15 protein-coding genes, 1 tRNA gene and 1 other RNA gene are annotated in these 15,955 nt (G+C 66.3%); 11 read left to right on the top strand and 6 right to left on the bottom strand.

Features of this window, described 5'->3' with window-relative positions; all coding sequences use genetic code 11:
* Positions 1-86 precede the first annotated feature (86 nt).
* The 4 genes from LFT45_RS03335 to LFT45_RS03320 are packed head-to-tail and all read left to right on the top strand — an operon-like array spanning position 87 to position 4,195.
* On the top strand, positions 87-845 hold the full coding sequence (locus LFT45_RS03335) for a sugar phosphate isomerase/epimerase family protein (protein ID WP_236806595.1): 759 nt from the start codon (positions 87-89) through the stop codon (positions 843-845).
* On the top strand, positions 842-1,969 hold the full coding sequence (locus tag LFT45_RS03330; protein WP_236806593.1) for a Gfo/Idh/MocA family protein: 1,128 nt from the start codon (positions 842-844) through the stop codon (positions 1,967-1,969). Before LFT45_RS03335 ends, LFT45_RS03330 begins: the two co-directional genes overlap by 4 nt.
* Positions 1,970-1,979: 10 nt before the next feature.
* Complete coding sequence (locus LFT45_RS03325) at positions 1,980-3,191, top strand: Gfo/Idh/MocA family protein (protein ID WP_236806592.1); 1,212 nt, start codon at positions 1,980-1,982, stop codon at positions 3,189-3,191.
* A 2-nt stretch (positions 3,192-3,193) separates the two neighbouring features.
* A complete protein-coding gene (locus LFT45_RS03320; protein ID WP_236806591.1) occupies positions 3,194-4,195 on the top strand; it encodes a sugar phosphate isomerase/epimerase family protein in 1,002 nt (333 codons plus the stop codon).
* A 95-nt stretch (positions 4,196-4,290) separates the two neighbouring features.
* On the opposite strand, the gene LFT45_RS03315 is transcribed toward LFT45_RS03320, so the two are convergent.
* On the bottom strand, positions 4,291-5,337 hold the full coding sequence (locus LFT45_RS03315) for a glycosyltransferase family 4 protein (protein WP_236806589.1): 1,047 nt from the start codon (positions 5,335-5,337) through the stop codon (positions 4,291-4,293).
* Between the two features lie 179 nt (positions 5,338-5,516).
* Here LFT45_RS03315 and LFT45_RS03310 point away from each other — a divergent pair, with 179 nt between their 5' ends.
* Positions 5,517-6,248, top strand: coding sequence for a DsbA family oxidoreductase (locus LFT45_RS03310; protein WP_236808930.1), 732 nt, complete (start codon positions 5,517-5,519; stop codon positions 6,246-6,248).
* Positions 6,249-6,380: 132 nt separating this feature from the next.
* Positions 6,381-7,031 carry a TetR/AcrR family transcriptional regulator gene (locus LFT45_RS03305; protein WP_236806588.1) on the top strand — a complete coding sequence of 217 codons (651 nt, stop codon included), beginning with the start codon at positions 6,381-6,383 and terminating at the stop codon, positions 7,029-7,031.
* 34 nt (positions 7,032-7,065) lie between these two features.
* On the opposite strand, the gene LFT45_RS03300 is transcribed toward LFT45_RS03305, so the two are convergent.
* Together LFT45_RS03300 and LFT45_RS03295 are read right to left on the bottom strand one after the other, a co-directional pair.
* Positions 7,066-7,740, bottom strand: a complete 675-nt coding sequence (locus tag LFT45_RS03300) for a LytR C-terminal domain-containing protein (RefSeq protein WP_236806586.1) — start codon at positions 7,738-7,740, stop codon at positions 7,066-7,068.
* Positions 7,733-8,032 carry a type II toxin-antitoxin system VapB family antitoxin gene (locus LFT45_RS03295; protein ID WP_043417724.1) on the bottom strand — a complete coding sequence of 100 codons (300 nt, stop codon included), beginning with the start codon at positions 8,030-8,032 and terminating at the stop codon, positions 7,733-7,735. The genes LFT45_RS03300 and LFT45_RS03295 overlap by 8 nt, the downstream gene beginning before the upstream one ends.
* Before the next feature lie 148 nt (positions 8,033-8,180).
* Here LFT45_RS03295 and LFT45_RS03290 point away from each other — a divergent pair, with 148 nt between their 5' ends.
* Together LFT45_RS03290 and LFT45_RS03285 are read left to right on the top strand one after the other, a co-directional pair.
* Complete coding sequence (locus LFT45_RS03290) at positions 8,181-9,110, top strand: hypothetical protein (protein ID WP_236806584.1); 930 nt, start codon at positions 8,181-8,183, stop codon at positions 9,108-9,110.
* Positions 9,111-9,268: 158 nt separating this feature from the next.
* Positions 9,269-10,840, top strand: a complete 1,572-nt coding sequence (locus LFT45_RS03285) for a stealth conserved region 3 domain-containing protein (RefSeq protein WP_236808928.1) — start codon at positions 9,269-9,271, stop codon at positions 10,838-10,840.
* A gap of 102 nt (positions 10,841-10,942) precedes the next feature.
* On the opposite strand, the gene LFT45_RS03280 is transcribed toward LFT45_RS03285, so the two are convergent.
* Entirely contained in the window at positions 10,943-11,854 is a 912-nt protein-coding gene (locus tag LFT45_RS03280; RefSeq protein WP_236806582.1) for a phosphodiesterase, read from the bottom strand.
* 669 nt (positions 11,855-12,523) lie between these two features.
* The gene (locus LFT45_RS03275) at positions 12,524-14,053 is read right to left on the bottom strand and encodes a M23 family metallopeptidase (protein ID WP_236806580.1); all 1,530 of its coding nucleotides are present in this window, start codon (positions 14,051-14,053) and stop codon (positions 12,524-12,526) included.
* 259 nt (positions 14,054-14,312) lie between these two features.
* Here LFT45_RS03275 and LFT45_RS03270 point away from each other — a divergent pair, with 259 nt between their 5' ends.
* The gene (locus tag LFT45_RS03270; RefSeq protein ID WP_236806578.1) at positions 14,313-15,266 is read left to right on the top strand and encodes an oxygenase MpaB family protein; all 954 of its coding nucleotides are present in this window, start codon (positions 14,313-14,315) and stop codon (positions 15,264-15,266) included.
* Between the two features lie 24 nt (positions 15,267-15,290).
* Here the strand turns inward: LFT45_RS03270 and LFT45_RS03265 are convergent.
* Positions 15,291-15,378 (bottom strand) — tRNA-Ser (locus LFT45_RS03265).
* A gap of 76 nt (positions 15,379-15,454) precedes the next feature.
* On the opposite strand from LFT45_RS03265, the gene LFT45_RS03260 reads away from it, so the two are divergent.
* Positions 15,455-15,778 carry a hypothetical protein gene (locus tag LFT45_RS03260; RefSeq protein ID WP_236806576.1) on the top strand — a complete coding sequence of 108 codons (324 nt, stop codon included), beginning with the start codon at positions 15,455-15,457 and terminating at the stop codon, positions 15,776-15,778.
* A 72-nt stretch (positions 15,779-15,850) separates the two neighbouring features.
* An RNA gene (gene ffs, locus LFT45_RS03255) (signal recognition particle sRNA small type) lies at positions 15,851-15,947 on the top strand.
* Positions 15,948-15,955: the final 8 nt, after the last annotated feature.

The following is a 15,955-nucleotide window of genomic DNA, read 5'->3' as shown; positions in this document are numbered from 1 at the left end:
AGTAACCGTAGCTTCAAAAAAGGCCTACTCCGCAGGGGCGCCAAAGGTGGATGCCCGGACGGTCAGCAACGAGGTGAGGAAACCAAATGTCGTATTCGCTCCAGCTGTACACCCTCCGCAACGCCATCCAGGAGGATCTTCCGGGCACCATCCGAAAGGTCGCTGAAATCGGCTTCACGCAGGTTGAGCCTTACAACTTCGTGTCCACCGCCAAGGAGCTCGGCGCCGCACTGAAGGAGAACGGCCTTACGGCTCCGTCCGGCCATGCGCCGCTGCTTAGCCAGAACCAGGACGAGATCTTCGCCGCTGCAAGGGAGTTGGGGATCGGCACGGTCATCGAGCCCTACATCACGGCCGAGCACTGGCAGAAGGCCGAGGACATCCAGTCCACCGCCGCCAAGCTCAACGCCGCCGCCAGGAAGGGCGCCGAGTACGGCATCCGCGTCGGCTACCACAACCACGCCTGGGAGCTCGATTCCACCATCGAGGGGCAGACCGCCCTGGAGTACTTCGAAGGGCTGCTGGACCCCGAACTGGCCCTGGAGGTGGACACCTACTGGGTGGCCGTCGGCGGCCAGGACCCGGTGGACATCCTGACCAAACTCGGTCACCGGGTGAAGTTCATCCACATCAAGGACGGCCCGCTCAACACCGATACTAAGGCGCAGCAGCCGGCCGGGCAGGGCAAGATCCCGGTGTGGGATGTCATCGGGGCAGCCAAGTCCCTGGAAGTGGGCGTGGTGGAGTTCGACGACTACTCCGGCGACATCTTTGACGGCATCACCCAGTCCCTGGCCTTCCTGAATCCCGCCTCCGCGAAGTCCACCGAAGGGGCCCAGGCATGAGCGGCGCGTTCACGCCGTCTTCCCGCCGGGGGCCGGTGGGCGTCGGCGTCATCGGCGCCGGCAACATCAGCAAGCAATACCTGGACAACCTGACGGCCTTCCCCGATTTGAAGGTGCACGTCATCGCGGACCTGTTCGAAGACGCGGCCCAGGCACGGGCCAAGGAGTACGGCGTCCCCGAGTGGGGCGGCGTTGACGCCGCACTCAACTATCCCGACGTCGAGATCATCGTCAACCTGACCATTCCGGCCGCACACGTCGAGGTGGCCACCGCCGCCGTCAACGCTGGAAAGCACGTCTGGACCGAGAAGCCGTTCTCGCTGGACCGCGAATCGGGCCTCGGGCTTCTGAAGACGGCCGACGCCGCCGGAATCCGCCTCGGCACGGCCCCGGACACGTTCCTCGGTGCGGGGCTTCAGACCGCGCGCAGGCTGATCGAACGCGGCGACATCGGGACGCCACTCACCGCCATGACCACGTTCCAGACCCCCGGGCCCGAGTCCTGGCATCCGAACCCGGCATTCCTCTTCCAGTACGGAGCCGGACCACTGTTCGACATGGGCCCGTACTACCTCACGGCCCTGGTCCAGACCTTCGGGTCGGTCCGCAAGGTGGCGGCCGTCGGGTCCAAGGCCAAGGAAGTCCGCGTCATCGGTTCCGGCCCCAAGCTCGGCGAAGAGTTCACGGTGGAAGTCCCCACCCATGTCTCTGCCATGGCCCAGTTCGAGGGTGGCCAGTCCTCGCACAGCGTCTTTTCCTTCGAGTCACCCCGGCAGCGGATGGGCTTCGTGGAGATCACCGGCACCGAGGCCACCATCTCGCTCCCCGACCCCAACTATTTCGACGGCGACGTGCGGCTCTGGCGCGCGGGCGATGAGGACTGGACGGTCATCCCCGCCACCGGTCCGTCCAACGGCCGCGGCATGGGTGTGCTGGACATGGCCCGCTCCCTCCGGGCCGGCGTCCCGCACCGCGCAACCGGCTACCTCGCGTACCACGTCCTGGACACCATGGTCTCGATCACCGAATCCATGGAATCCGGCACGTTCGTTGACGTCGAAAGCTCCGCGTCCGAGTCCCCGGCCCTCCCCGAGGACTGGGACCCCACCGCATCCACGCTCTAGGAAACACACCATGAACTCCGCAGACAGCAAGGACGGCGCCGACCTGGACACCAGGACACTGGGTGTGGCGATGATCGGCTACGCGTTTATGGGCAAGGCCCACTCAAACGCCTGGCGGAACGTCGCGTCCTACTTCGATGTCCCGGCCTTCGAGCAGAAAGTGCTCGTGGGCCGGGACGCCGGCCAGGTGGCCGCCGCGGCAGCAAAGTATGGCTGGGCCGAGTCCGCCACCGACTGGCGGTCCGTGATCGCTCGGGACGATATTCACATCGTGGACATCTGCGCCCCGGGGTGGATGCACGCCGAAATCGCTGTCGCCGCCCTCGAAGCGGGCAAGCACGTCCTGGTCGAAAAGCCGCTGGCCAACACCGTCGCCGAGGCCGAGGCGATGACCGCAGCGGCCTCGGCGGCCCGGGCACGCGGCCTGCAGTCCATGATCGGGTTCAACTACCGCCGCGTGCCCGCCTTGGCCCTGGCGAAGGAGCTGATCGCCGAGGGCCGGCTCGGGACCGTGCGGCACGTCCGTGCGGCATATTTGCAGGACTGGCTTTCCGACCCCGAATCGCCCATGTCGTGGCGGCTGCGCAAGGAAACCGCCGGGTCCGGAGCGCTGGGAGACATCGCCTCGCACGCCATCGATCAGGTTCTGTCCCTCCTTGGCGGAACCGTCACCGAAGTCACGGGCCGGCTGCACACCTTCGTAGGCAGCCGCCCCGGCACTAGTGGTCCCGCAGGCGGGCTGGAGGACGTGACGGTCGACGACGCCGCCTGGGCGACGCTGACCCTGGACTCCGGGACCATCGCCTCGGTGGAGGTCTCCCGCATGGCCACCGGCCAGAAAAACTCGCTCAAACTGGAGATCTACGGAGACAAGGGCTCCCTGCTCTTCGACCTGGAGAACCTGAACGAACTCGGTTTCCTGGACGCCACCGTCCCGGCCCGCGAGCAGGGATTCCGGCGGATTCTAGTCAATGAACCCGAACACCCCTACCTTGAAGCGTGGTGGCCGCAGGGCCACATCATCGGGTGGGAACACACGTTCACGCACCAGATCCGCGACTTCCTCACTGCCATCAGCACCGGCGAGGCGCCCTCGCCGTCGTTCGAAGAGGGCCTTGCCGTGCAACGGGTGCTGGCCGCCGTCGAAGAATCCGCCAAGTCCAAATCCTCCATCATCCAGCTCACCGCACCAGTCACCGTCCCCGCCACTGAAGGAGCCTGACCATGCCCCGCCCGTACACCCTGTTCACCGGCCAGTGGGCCGACCTGCCCTTCGAGGAAGTCGCCAAGCTCGCGTCCGGCTGGGGCTACGACGGCCTGGAAATCGCGGTCTCCGGCGACCACCTGGACGCCTGGCGCTGGGACGAACCCGGCTACGTCGAATCCAAACTCGCCGTCCTGGAGAAGTACAACTTGCAGGTCTGGGCGATCTCCAACCACCTCAAGGGCCAGGCCGTGTGCGATGACCCGATCGACTTCCGGCACGAAGCGATCGTCGGGTCCAAGGTCTGGGGCGACGGTGACCCCGAAGGCGTCCGGCAGCGCGCCGCCGAGGAAATGAAACACACCGCCCGCCTCGCCAAGGCCCTCGGCGTGGACACCGTCGTCGGCTTCACCGGCTCCTCCATCTGGCAATACGTGGCCATGTTCCCGCCCGTCCCCGAAAAGGTCATCGACGCCGGCTACCAGGACTTCGCCGACCGCTGGAACCCCATCCTGGACGTCTTCGACGAATGCGGCGTCCGCTTCGCCCACGAGGTCCACCCCTCCGAGATCGCCTACGACTACTGGACCACCGTCCGCACCCTCGAAGCGATCGGGCACCGCGAAGCGTTCGGCCTGAACTGGGACCCCTCGCACTTCATGTGGCAGGGCATCGACCCCGTCTCCTTCATCTGGGACTTCAAGGACCGGATCTATCACGTCGACTGCAAGGACACCAAGCTCCGCCCCACCGGCCGGAACACCGTGATGGGCTCGCACCTGCCTTGGGGCGACCCCCGCCGCGGCTGGGACTTCGTCTCCGCAGGACGCGGCGACGTCCCCTGGGAATCCTCCTTCCGGGCCCTCACCGCGATCGGCTACACCGGCCCCATCTCCATTGAGTGGGAAGACGCCGGCATGGACCGCCTCCACGGCGCCCCCGAAGCCCTCGCGGCGCTGAAGAAGTTCGACTTCCCGGCGTCGCAGACCAGCTTCGACGCCGCCTTCAGCAGCAAGGCCTGACCCCACTGCGTTGGAGTTTTTGTGCAGATATCGTGCTCTCAACAGCCTTTTGAGGCCAGTATCTGCACAGAAACTCCGCCTCAGGCACGCGCGGCCTACCTGTTAGGCCGCGCCGTCTGTTCCGGAATGTTTCCGCCGAGGATCTGTTCGTAGAGCGCCAGATGGTCGGCCACCATGCGGGCGGAGCTGAAGCGCTGCTCGACGGCGGCGCGGCAGGCTTCCCTGCTGAGCCCCGCGGCCTCGGCGGCGAACCCAGCAAGCTGGCCGGTGCTGCCCAGATAACCCGTGACGCCGTGCTCCACGATTTCCGGAGCAGCACCGGCAGGGGTCCCGACCACGGGGGTTCCGGTGGCGAGCGCCTCAATCATCACGAGGCCGAACGGCTCAGGCCACTGGATCGGGTTGAGGAACGCGAGCGCACCACCGACCAGTTCGTATTTCTCGGCGTCGGACAGCGGCCCCATGAACTCCATATCGGGGCCCAGTGCCGGCCTGACCACGTCGTCGAAATAGCCCTGCTCCTCGGCTCCCTGGATCCGGGCGCTGATGCGCAGGGGGATTCCCGCCGCTCGTGCGGTCTGGATTGCTTCGAGGATGCCCTTGTCCGGGGACAGCCGTCCGATGAAACACAGATAGCCGCCGTCCCCCTGGCCCACCGGAACGGACGCCACGTCCATGCCATGGTGGATCACCTTCGTCACGGTGACCTCCGGCGAGCGGCTCACCTGGTCACGGGAGATGGCAATAATGCCGGTGGTCTTTCCGATCGCGGTGTATAGGTCCACAGCCTGCGGTGCCAGGCGGATATGGATGGTGGTGACCACCGGGACTCCGGCCGGACGGCCGGCGTACAGCGGTCCGCTCATCGTGTGGTCGTGGATGATGTCCATGCCTGTCATGCCGTCGTAGGCCCTGATGATGTGGCTCAGCTCGGACAACGCGAGTCCCAAGTCCGCCGGTTCCGAGGGGCGCATCCGCGGGGCCAGGGGAACCGGGCAGGTGCTGTCGGAAGGGGCGGCAAGCAGCACCTCATGCCCGGCTGCGGCGAACCCGCGTGCAAGGCTGTCCACCACCCGCTCGCTGCCCCCGTAACCGGGCGGCGGCACCGGGATCCACGGTGCCGATATGAGTCCAATGCGCACTTTTGCCTCCCACGAAGGTACGGCCTGACCGCCGGGAGTTAGTCCAAACAATATGGCCGGGCCCGCCGTCAAACAAGGCCTGCGCGACGCCGGACTCCCCGACCACGAGCGGCAGCCAGCGTGACCAAAGCAACTGTCCCTGCAGGAATGCACGGCGAGGCATGCCGGTTGTCGCAGGCATGAAGATTGAGATCTGGTCAGACATTGCCTGCCCCTGGTGCTACATCGGCAAGCGCCGGTTCGAGGCCGCCCTCGCCGAGTTCCCGCACCGCGACCAGGTGGAGGTGCAGTGGCGCAGCTACCAGCTGGACCCCGGCGTGCCCGAGCACTATGACGGCACGGAGCTGGACTACCTCAGCAAGCGCAAGGGCATGGCCCCGGACCAGGTCACGCAGATGTTCGACCATGTGGCAGCCCAGGCCAAAGGCGAGGGACTCAACTACCGGTTCGACGCCGTCGTCGTTGCCAACAGCTTCACGGCCCACCGGCTCATCCACCTGGCCGCCGCGAACGGCAAGCAGGACGTGGCCAAGGAGCGGCTGCTCAGCGACCACTTCGAGCACGGCAAGGACATCGGCAGCCCCGACTATCTCGCGTCGGTGGGCGCGGACCTTGGGCTCGACGCCGGCGAAGTGGCCGAGCTGTTCAGCACCGACAAGTACGCCGACGACGTCCGCCGCGACTTCGCCGAAGCCCGCGCCCTGGGCATCAGCGGCGTGCCGTTCTTCGTGATCGACCGCAAGTACGGACTGTCCGGAGCCCAGCCCGCGGCGAGCTTCACCATGGCCCTCGAGCAGGCCTGGCAGGAGTCGCACCCGCTGGTGATGGTCGGCGACAACGCCGGCGCCAACCACGAAGGGTCCGAGTCGGCTAACGCAGAGGCTTGCGGCCCGGACGGCTGCCCGGTCTGAGCTCCCCGGGCCCGCGGGAGCTCCGGACAGCGGAGTTTTTGTACAGATATCGTCCCCTGAAGGGTATTTAGCGGCCATTAGCTGGACAAAAACTCGGAACGGTTTGGTGACAGATGGCGGTAAAGTGTCCCTATGCCCCGGATTTCGGCCCCCAGCAACGCCGCGCAGCGCGCCGAGACCCAGCGCCGCATCCTGAACGCCTTCGGTGAGCTCCTCTTCTCGCACGGGCTGCCCGGGCTCACCATGACCGACGTCGCCCGGCACGCAGGGATCGGCCGCACGGCTGTCTACAACTACTACGCCGACATCGAAGAGCTCCTGATTGCCTACGCACTCGTGGAAACGGAACGGTTCATGACCGGGCTGCGGGAGTCGCTCGCCCGGCTGGACAATCCGGTGGACCGGCTGGCCCTGTACGTGCGGGCCCAGGTGGAGGATCTCAGCCGCCGGCATCTGCCGCCGGGTCCGGCCATGGGCGCCGTCCTCTCGCCGGCGTCGTTCGCCAAGCTGGCCGACCACGTGGGCGGGCTCAGTGACATGCTGCAGGACATTCTTCGCGACGGCATGGACCAGGGCTACTTCCCGGTGGCCGATCCCCTCCAGCAGGCGCAGCTGATCCACGGCACGCTCTCCTCCAGCGCCGCCCGGGGCGGCGACGCCTCCGGGGACCTGGAGGAAAGGATTTCCCGGACCGTCCGCTTCATCCAGTTGGGCGCCGGGGCCAGGTTCGACGACGGCGGCCGCCCCTTGCGCCTGCAGCCGCCCACCGCTGCGGCCGGCTAAGGAACAGCCGGCAAAGGTTCAGGCGGCTGAAGGCTCAGGGCTTGGCGCCCTGGGTCGGCATGACTGGCCACTGCGAATCGTCGGCGACGCGACGGCTTTCCCGCGGGCAGCTGAGCTGGCCCGGCGTCTGGTCAACAAGCTGCGGTTTGACCAGGCCGCGGTAGTCGCCAGTCAGGATCACGTCCACGGTGGCGTCCTTGCGGCCGTCCTGGAAGTAGTCCGAGCCCGGCAGATTCCGCTGCACGGTAAAGGCCGCCGCCTGTCCGGCAGCACCTGAGACGATGGCCGCCACGCCGCGGTAGCCGGTTTCCGTGTTGGCCACATTGCCGAGAACAAACTTCCTCGCCTTGAACTCATTGGCTGCCGCCTTGGCCAGGCCGTTGCGGCTCGTGGCGTTGAGGACGTTCACCTTCACCTTCGCGGGCGGTGTGTAGTCGAACGTTGTTGCCGGGCAGACGGAGGAGTTCTCCTGGGCCTGGATAGCGGACGGAAACTTGATCTGCCCGCTCATCACCCCCATTGCCCCCATGATCCCCGCGACAATAAGGCCAAGCAGCAGCACGAGCACCACACCGTGCAGGATCCGGCGGCGAAGGCGGCCGGGGTTCTCCGCGTTCTCGTCGTCCTCGACGAACGTGGCCCTGAGCTCTGGGCCACTAATCACGCGGTGACCGTGGAGGACGGTCACGTCTTTGGGTTTTCTAGCCATCGATCACAAGCACCCTTGCATGTATGGCGGTGCGCTGGTGGAGTGCAGTCCTTACCGCCCGGTGCAGGCCGTCCTCCAGGTAGAGGGTGCCCTGGTACTGCACCACGTGGGGAAACAGGTCCCCAAAGAAAGTCGAGTCCTCGGCAAGGAGCGCTTCAAGATCCAGGGTCCGCTTGGTGGTCACAAGTTCATCCAGCCGCACGGGACGGGGCGGAAGAGCCGCCCAGTCTTTGGGGGTACTGAAACCATGGTCGGGGTAAGGGCGTCCCTCGCCCACAGCTTTGAATATCACCCTGCAAGCTTAAGCAACTGGCCGGTTCAAGGGAATGTGGGACCAGCGCGCCGCCGGAGGTTGTGGCCAAACAGTAACTATCTGTCACATGCTGTCCGCCTGCCCCGGTCCGGGCGGATCGGCCGGTGTCGGCTGACAGAATGGAGCCATGACTGCACCTACCGCGAATGCCGCCCCGGGATTCGGCGCCCACACGCCGTCGACACCCGCCGTGGCCCTGCTCCTGGACGTTGACGGCCCGGTTGCCAGCCCGGTGACCAGGGATGTGAAACCGGAAATCATTGCCGATTTGGTCGCTCTCGCGAACGCCGGAGTGCCGGTCATCTTCAACACCGGCCGCTCGGACGCCTTCATCCGCGAGCAGGTCATGGAGCCCATGATCGCTGCCGGAATGCCGGGCGGAACGCTGATCCACGCCATCTGCGAAAAAGGCGCTGTGTGGTTCAGCTACACCTCGGCCGGCCCCGGACCCATCCACGTGGACCACGAGCTCGCCGTGCCGGCAGCCTACGGCGACGATGTCCGGCGCATGGTGGCTGAGGACTACTCGGCCCACATGTTCTTCGACGAAACCAAGCGCGCCATGGTGTCGGTGGAGCAGCACATTGAGGTGCCCAGCAGCGAATACCTCGCCGAGCAGAAGCTGTTTGATGCCGAGGCGATGGAGCTGATGGAACGCCACGGCCTGGGAGTCGTGCGGCTGGACCACCATGCACCCAACTCCGACGACGAGATCGACTACCGGGTGGACCCCACCATCATCTCCACGGACATTGAATCGGTGCGGCTGGGCAAGGACCTCGGCGCGAGCCGCGCCGTGGAGCTGCTGGCAGCCCAGGGCATTACGCCGCAGGCATGGCGGACGGTCGGCGATTCCCGCACGGACTACGCCATGGCCGACTGGCTGCACCACAACGACCACGCCGTGAAGCACGTCGACGTCAGGCCTGCGGACGGCGTCCCGGCCAAGCCGTACGACGTCCTCACGGCCGCCGACCTGGGCCTGCAGGAAACGGTCATCCACGACGACGCCGGGGCCGCGTTCCTGTCCAGCTGGCGGCAGGCGCTCCTCGGCTAGGCCCGCTGCCGCGGCCCAGCACACCGGGCCAGGGCCCGGGGGCAGGCCCCGGCCGCCTGCCCGGCATGTTTCCCGGCAGGACTATCATGCAAGTAAGACTTCACCACCCCTAGCAGCATGGGAGAAACGCCATCACGGACGTAACGGTTCAGGACGACATCTATTACGGCGGTCAGGCAGCCGAGGACGACGTACCCGCACTCGCGGAAGCAACGTCGCCGGCGGCTGTGGCGCGCCTCAAACACCGCCCCGACGTCGTCCGCCGATCAGGCCGGTATGCGCTGATCAACGACACCCGGACGCCATACCAGGCCATGGTGGAGGACCTGCTCTTCCTTCGGAATGTGCTGGACGGGGCCGGGCTGGATTACCTGCTGGTCCGTGGCAACAACGACCGTCCTGTGGTCGCCCTTGACTGGAAGGACCGGAAGAAGCTGCGGTCCGCGCTCGTTGAGGCGTGCCGGCACGAACCGTTCTACTCCATGACCGTGGATGCGAAGAAGAAAACGTCAGTCCTTGTCGCCGACGGCGAGCTCTCCGTCAACCGCCAGGCTCGCATCTTCCGGCTGTACCGCCCGCGGGTGGAGCCCGAGGGCGGCTTCGAATTCGGTGCATCCGCCGGCGTCCAGGTAGAACTCTGGAGCTTCCTGGGCAACGAAGTGATCCTGCCGATCGAGAACTCGCTCACCCGGCGCACCATGATGGCCCACGAAGCCGTCCGCGGAACGGTTGAGCGCTACGGCCACACCTGGCCCACCATCGAGAACATGTTCGCTGACCACGCGAGCGACATCAGCTTCGACATCGACATGGTCTTCTCCTGGGTGGACGGCACCTCGCCGGAATACATCGCCGCCCGGCGGGCCCGGATGGCGGGCGCCGTCTTGGGCGAGGGCGACGACCACGAGGCACGCTACCGGCAGATCAATGAGCTCAAATACGCGCTCCGGTCGGTGTACATGTTTGCACCGTGGGTCCGCCGCATTTTCATCGCCACGGACTCCCCCGCGCCGGAATGGCTGAACGACCACCCGTCCGTGACCATCGTCCGGAGCGAGGAGTTCTTCGCTGACCCGTCGGTGCTGCCCACCCACAACTCGCAGGCCGTGGAGTGCCAGCTGCACCACATCGAGGGCCTCTCCGAGCATTTCCTCTACTCCAACGACGACATGTTCTTCGGGCGGCCGGTGGGCCCTGACATGTTCTTCACTCCGGGCGGGATCACCAAGTTCATCGAGGCTGAGACCCGCATCGGCCTCGGCGAAAACGACGCCGAACGCAGCGGCTTCGAGAATGCGGCCCGGGTCAACCGGAAGCTGCTCTGGAACCGCTTCGGCCGGATCACCACCCGCCACCTGGAGCACTCGGCAGCGCCGATGCGTCGGAGCCTCGTGGCCCAGATGGAGCAGGAGTTCCCGGCGGAGTTCGCGAACACCGCCGCCAGCACCTTCCGGGCCGCGGACAATATCTCCGTGACGAATTCCTTCTACCACTACTACGCGCTGCTGACCGGCCGGGCCGTGACCCAGACGGCGGCCAAGGTGCGGTACGTGGACACCACGCTCCGGTCGGGACTGAATTACCTGCCCAAGCTGCTGACCAAGCGCAACATGGACTTCTTCTGCCTCAATGACGGCAGTTTTCCGGAGGTGCCGGCCGACGAACGTGCGGACCTTGTCACGGAGTTCCTGGAGAGGTACTACCCCATCAAGGCGCCCTGGGAAAAGTAGCACTGCGAAAGCAAGAGCTGCACCGCAGGAAACCCCCGCCGGATCTGACCAGTTCAGATCGGGCGGGGGTTTCGTCAGTGGAGAGCGCTCCGGCCGGGTTGGCTACTTCCGGGTGAGCACGGGACGTTTGGCCCCTTCGGGGATGCGGATTCCGGCTGCCGCAAGGCGGCGGTCCGTCTCCTCGGGGCTGACATATTCGCCCACAGTGGGAGTGGCGCCCAGCGGCACCACAGAATGCACCACCGTGTGCTCATAAACGTGCACCAGGTTGAAGGCCTGGCCGCCGTCGCGGCCGCGGGTGCCGCCCACCGGAACATTCAGGTCCTGGGTGTAGCACGTGGCTGAGGCCACGGAGACCGGGATGCCGGCGAAGCTCGCCGTCGTGGAGTAGTGCAGGTGGCCGGCAAGGATGCTGCGCACATCGGAGTTCCGGACCACGGCTGCCAGGGACGCCTGGTCGCGCAGCTCTACGAGCACGGACAGGTCCAGCACCGACGGAACCGGCGGATGGTGCAGGGCCAGGATTGTGCCGTCCGGCGCGGGGGTCTCCAGCTGCCCGGCGAGCCAGTCCAGCTGGTTGTCACTGAGTTCGCCGTGGTGGTACCCGGGCACGGACGTGTCCATGGTGATGACCCGCAGCCCGTTGACGTAATAGCTGTGGTCGACGGGATCGTCGTTGCCGTGCTGGTTGAACAGGCCGGCGCGGAAGTTGGCGCGGTTGTCGTGGTTGCCCATGGCCCAGATGACCTGGGCACCGAGATCCCGGCAGGCAGGCTCCACGACCGCGCGGAGCTTGGCGTAGGCCTCGGGGTCGCCTTTGTCCGCCAGGTCGCCGGTGAAAATCACAGCTTCCGGGCGCGCGCCGGATGCCTGAACCTCGTCGAAGAGCTGGATCAGGCGGGCTTCGCTGTCAACTGCGCCGTATAGGGGGTCCGGACCTCCCAACAGGTGGGTGTCACTCAGGTGGAGTAGAAAATGGCGTGGCCGGGGATGCTCGGCCTCGATGAGCTCCATTGCTGCCTTCGCGGTAGTTAGGAAGCGGGGCGCCTCCTGTGTCCCTCTCAGTACCTTCCATCCAACCAGATAAAAAGCAAACTAGGGGGAAACGGGAGTTGGCATGTTGAAAAATTACAACACCGCCGCCGCTTTCGGGCTACCTTCCTCGCTTTCGTTTCCTTGCACGGCCATCACAGGATGACCGCTTCATTGATATGCCGCGCATTCTTCGATTTGCCGCATTCCGCCGGTATCTGGCGGAGACTGGGCTAGGCGCCCGGCAGTTTTGCTGCAGAGAAAAATGGGAAACCTCCCCTAGGCGTTCCGGGCGGAATACTCTTCCGGAACGTGCCCGGCTTACCGTGCTTGGGGGCCTCTAAAAGAACGACGACGGCGTGCGCCCCCGCTGGGCGCGCCAACGGCCCAGCAGATCCGGTACAGCCCGTACAGCCGCAGTCGGCGGACGCATCCGCCGGCACCGCATCGCCCGAAGGGCATCCGATACCCTGGCGGGTTCCGTCGGGTGTCGGCGGAATCGTTTGGAGGGAAGTCACATCGTGCTCTCTCGCCGGGTGCATGGCTGTTACTAATGACAACGGCCTTGGCCTTCGTTGCATTCCCTGACCCTCCTGACCAACTGGTTTCACCTCGAGAGCGAACAGCCCGACTGCGGCTGCCCCTCGCTGTCTACGGCGCCGCCGGGGGCTCCGCCGTCGGAACAGCTTCTGCTGTGGCCTTCGCCGTGGCCACGGCAACATCCCCAGTTGGCACGGCACTTGGCGACGTCGCGGGTGCCGGTTCCGATGTGGGAACGGGGGCTGGCGGCGCGGGGACCGGATCCGGTACAGGAGCCGGCTCGACGGGGGCAACTTCCGTTGGGGCAGGTTCGGAACTCGTGATCGGCGCGGAAGGTACCACCGGTTCGGCGGGCGGAGCAGGGTCTGCAGGGACCGCAGGCTCCGTGGGAGTCGGATCAACCGGAGCAGGTTCCACCGGGGCAGGGTCAACAGGTGGCGTGGTTGGCGTCGTGGGTGTCGGAGTCGGCGTCGTCGGAGTAGGGGTCGGCGTCGCAGGAGCAGGCGCCGGGGCGGGCGTAGGCGTCGGCGTGGGAGTGGGCGTCGGCTTAGGCTTGGTCGTCGCCGGAGGCTTCGGCGCCGGCGGCTTGGGACTTGCCGTAACTGTCGGATCTGTTGCCGGGCTGGAGGCCGACGAACCGGAAGTCGGCGAACCGGACGATGACGCGCTGGAGACCAGGGTGGGCCGCGCCGCTGATGCCGGGCGGGCGGGCGGGTTGGCGAGCGCGGCCGCGGTGACCGGCGTCAGTCCGTCGTCGGTGTTGCCCGGCCCGCTGTTGCCCGGGATGTTGGGGATCGCCCACCCGTACGTGCTGGCAGCTCCGCCTGCGAAGCTGGTGAACACAGCGGGTGTCAGCTGGTCGGTCTGCCGGATGGGCAGCAGGGTCCATTCCAGGGGATCCTCGTGCTGTCCGTCCTTGATGACCTCGAAGTGCAGGTGGCAGCCGGTGGAGGATCCGGTGGTGCCCACCTCCGCGATGATCTCGCCGACCCGGACCTCGTCGCCCTTTTCGACGGCGATGCCCTGCAGGTGGTTGTATGTGGTGATCAGGCCGTTGCCGTGGTCAATTTCCACCCTGTTGCCCCCGCCCCAGGGGTGCCAGCCGGCGGCCCGGACCACGCCGGCGTCGGCAGCGTAGACACGGGTGCCGCAGGCGGCCGCATAGTCCTGGCCCCAGTGGAATTCGCCCGCTTCACCGGTGATCGGGCTGTGCCGCAGGCCGAACGGGGACGTTGGCGTGAGGTGTTCCAAGGGCGCCATGAGGAAGCCGGCTGCGGGCCGCTTCAGCGCTGCGGAGGCCACGCCCGGAGATTTGGCGGCGCCTGTCTTGGTTGCCTTGGCTTTGGAGTTGGACACGGTGTGTCCGGTGGCGGCCTTCGCGGGGGCAGCGATGCCCGACCCGCTGACCGGGTACCCGGGCGGTGCGGTGTCGGGATCGAGGAGCTCCGGCCCGACGACTCCCGAGGGAGGCGCAAGGGGAACGGCAGCACCCACGGGCTGCTGGATGGTCGTGGCCGGTCCCTGGAATCCGAAGGCAAAGACGGAGAAGCCGACAACCACCGCGGCGGACAGGCTCCGCAAGGCGATCCGGCCCGGGCCGATCACCCTCGGTGCGTGCTTGCGTCCCCCATGATTTGCCACAGAATTCTCCTGGATCAGTACCCGCCAAGCGCGTATCTCGACGAGCGTGTCCTCCATTGTGGCCACAGGCTCAAGAGCCGCGAAACCCCTAAAACTGGGGGATCAGCCGGTATGGATCCATAGGCTTTTAACGGGTGCTGCCTTGGTACTGGCCGCGGGGTACTTGGATGTCTGGCTCATCGTGCGTGCCCGGGGCACAGACAGAAAATGAGGCGGCTCCTCCACTTAACCGGCCCGCCTCGGCGCGCGAGAATGAAATATGCGGACTTTCCTGAGGGAATGGCAGGCGGAACTGAAACGCACGCTCACCGGCAGCCCGGATGCGCAGCCGGACTGGTCCCGGAAATTTGCCCAGGGCGACGACCCCGGGTATTTCCTCCCCGGTTCTGCCGTCTGGACCGTCCATGGCGGCGTGCCGACCATCGTCGGCGGCATCCGGTCCCTGTTGATGCAGACACTTCACCCCGCAGTCCTCGCCGGAGTGCACGATCATTCAAATTTCCGTGAGGATACGTTGGGCCGGCTGGCCCGGACCACTGCGTGGATCCACGCCCTCACGTACGGGTCAACGGCTGAGGCCCGGGCGGCAACCGCGAGGGTGGTCCGGCTGCACGAATCCGTTAACGGCAAGTATGTCGACGGCGACGGCGGCGTCCAGAAGTACTCCGCCAACGATCCTGAGCTGCTCCGCTGGGTGCACATCACGTTCACGGACTCGTTTCTCCGCACTCATGAGCTGTGGGCCGGCCCCATTCCGGGCGGCCCGGATGCCTACGTGCGTGAATGGGCGCAGGCGGGCAGGCTGATGGGAGTGGAGTCCCCGCCGGAGAGCAAGGCCGCCCTCGTCCGGGAGCTCGCGGAATGGTCTGCCGAAGGCACTCTCCGCTGTGATGAACGGGTCTCCGAGACAGTCGCGTTCATCAGAAACCCGCCTCTGCACCCCCTGCTGAAACCGGGTTACCGGGTGCTGTTCGCGGCCGCCGTCCTGAGCCTGGACCCCGACTACCGCCGGCTGCTCGGACTGCGGACTGCCCGGCTTGGTCCCCTGCCGCTGCCGGTGAGGTCGGCCGCCCGGGCGACTCTCGCCGTCGTACGCCTCGCACTGGGTCCGGCCAGTCCCAGCCAACTGGCCGCCCGCGAGCGGCTCCGGCGGCTGGGCGTGACGCAACTCCCTCCAGCAACCGGGGGCAGGAAGCAGAAAACCCGGTCCTGACGATGTCAGAACCGGGTTTCCCAATGGCGGAGAATGGGGGATTTGAACCCCCGAGGGCGTTAACCCAACACGCGTTCCAGGCGTGCGCCATAGGCCGCTAGGCGAATTCTCCAGCTGCTCTTGAACCAAAAGCAGATACTAGGATACCTGAACTTTCCGGCATCTCCCAATCGGCCGAAAATGGTCGCATGTCCCAGCTGCACGCACTCGTGATTTACGTTCCCTATTCCCACGTCGAGGCGGTACTCACCGCCATCGGGGACGCCGGCGCCGGCCGGCTGGGCCACTACTCGCACTGCTCCTTCACGGCGCCGGGTACTGGACGTTTTACCCCCCTGCCCGGAGCGCGACCCTACATCGGCATCCCGGGCAGGCCAGAGGAAGTCTCCGAGATCCGGGTCGAGTGCATCGTAGAGGAGGACGTGCTCGACGCCGTCGTGCAGGGACTGCGCCGGGCCCACCCCTACGAAGAGCCGGCGTTCATGAGCTGGCCAGTGAACGGACACCGATAAGACGACGGCGGTGCGCGCCACTGCCCAAGCGGTGCCGATTCGGGCCACGCCCAAAGTTCGGGTAAAGTATCTGACGGCCCCTCATGTGGCGTCATCCTGTTGAACTCCCCCAGGACCGGAAGGTAGCAAGGGTAGATGGGCTCTGGCGGGTGCATGAGGGGTCTCTTATTTAATGTC

The organism is Arthrobacter sp. FW305-BF8, assembly GCF_021789315.1.
Lineage (GTDB): Bacteria > Actinomycetota > Actinomycetes > Actinomycetales > Micrococcaceae > Arthrobacter.
This window is presented reverse-complemented; position numbering and strand designations above follow the sequence as displayed.

What these genes read in the sequence shown, in the direction of transcription:
- LFT45_RS03335 (WP_236806595.1), top strand. Translation starts at nt 87, where the DNA reads ATGTCGTATTCGCTCCAGCTGTACACCCTCCGCAACGCCATCCAGGAG.
- LFT45_RS03310 (WP_236808930.1), top strand. Translation starts at nt 5,517, where the DNA reads ATGAAGATTGAGATCTGGTCAGACATTGCCTGCCCCTGGTGCTACATC.
- LFT45_RS03280 (WP_236806582.1), bottom strand. Translation starts at nt 11,854, where the DNA reads ATGGAGCTCATCGAGGCCGAGCATCCCCGGCCACGCCATTTTCTACTC.
- LFT45_RS03320 (WP_236806591.1), top strand. Translation starts at nt 3,194, where the DNA reads ATGCCCCGCCCGTACACCCTGTTCACCGGCCAGTGGGCCGACCTGCCC.
- LFT45_RS03300 (WP_236806586.1), bottom strand. Translation starts at nt 7,740, where the DNA reads ATGGCTAGAAAACCCAAAGACGTGACCGTCCTCCACGGTCACCGCGTG.
- LFT45_RS03260 (WP_236806576.1), top strand. Translation starts at nt 15,455, where the DNA reads ATGTCCCAGCTGCACGCACTCGTGATTTACGTTCCCTATTCCCACGTC.
- LFT45_RS03325 (WP_236806592.1), top strand. Translation starts at nt 1,980, where the DNA reads ATGAACTCCGCAGACAGCAAGGACGGCGCCGACCTGGACACCAGGACA.
- LFT45_RS03305 (WP_236806588.1), top strand. Translation starts at nt 6,381, where the DNA reads ATGCCCCGGATTTCGGCCCCCAGCAACGCCGCGCAGCGCGCCGAGACC.
- LFT45_RS03290 (WP_236806584.1), top strand. Translation starts at nt 8,181, where the DNA reads ATGACTGCACCTACCGCGAATGCCGCCCCGGGATTCGGCGCCCACACG.
- LFT45_RS03270 (WP_236806578.1), top strand. Translation starts at nt 14,313, where the DNA reads ATGCGGACTTTCCTGAGGGAATGGCAGGCGGAACTGAAACGCACGCTC.
- LFT45_RS03330 (WP_236806593.1), top strand. Translation starts at nt 842, where the DNA reads ATGAGCGGCGCGTTCACGCCGTCTTCCCGCCGGGGGCCGGTGGGCGTC.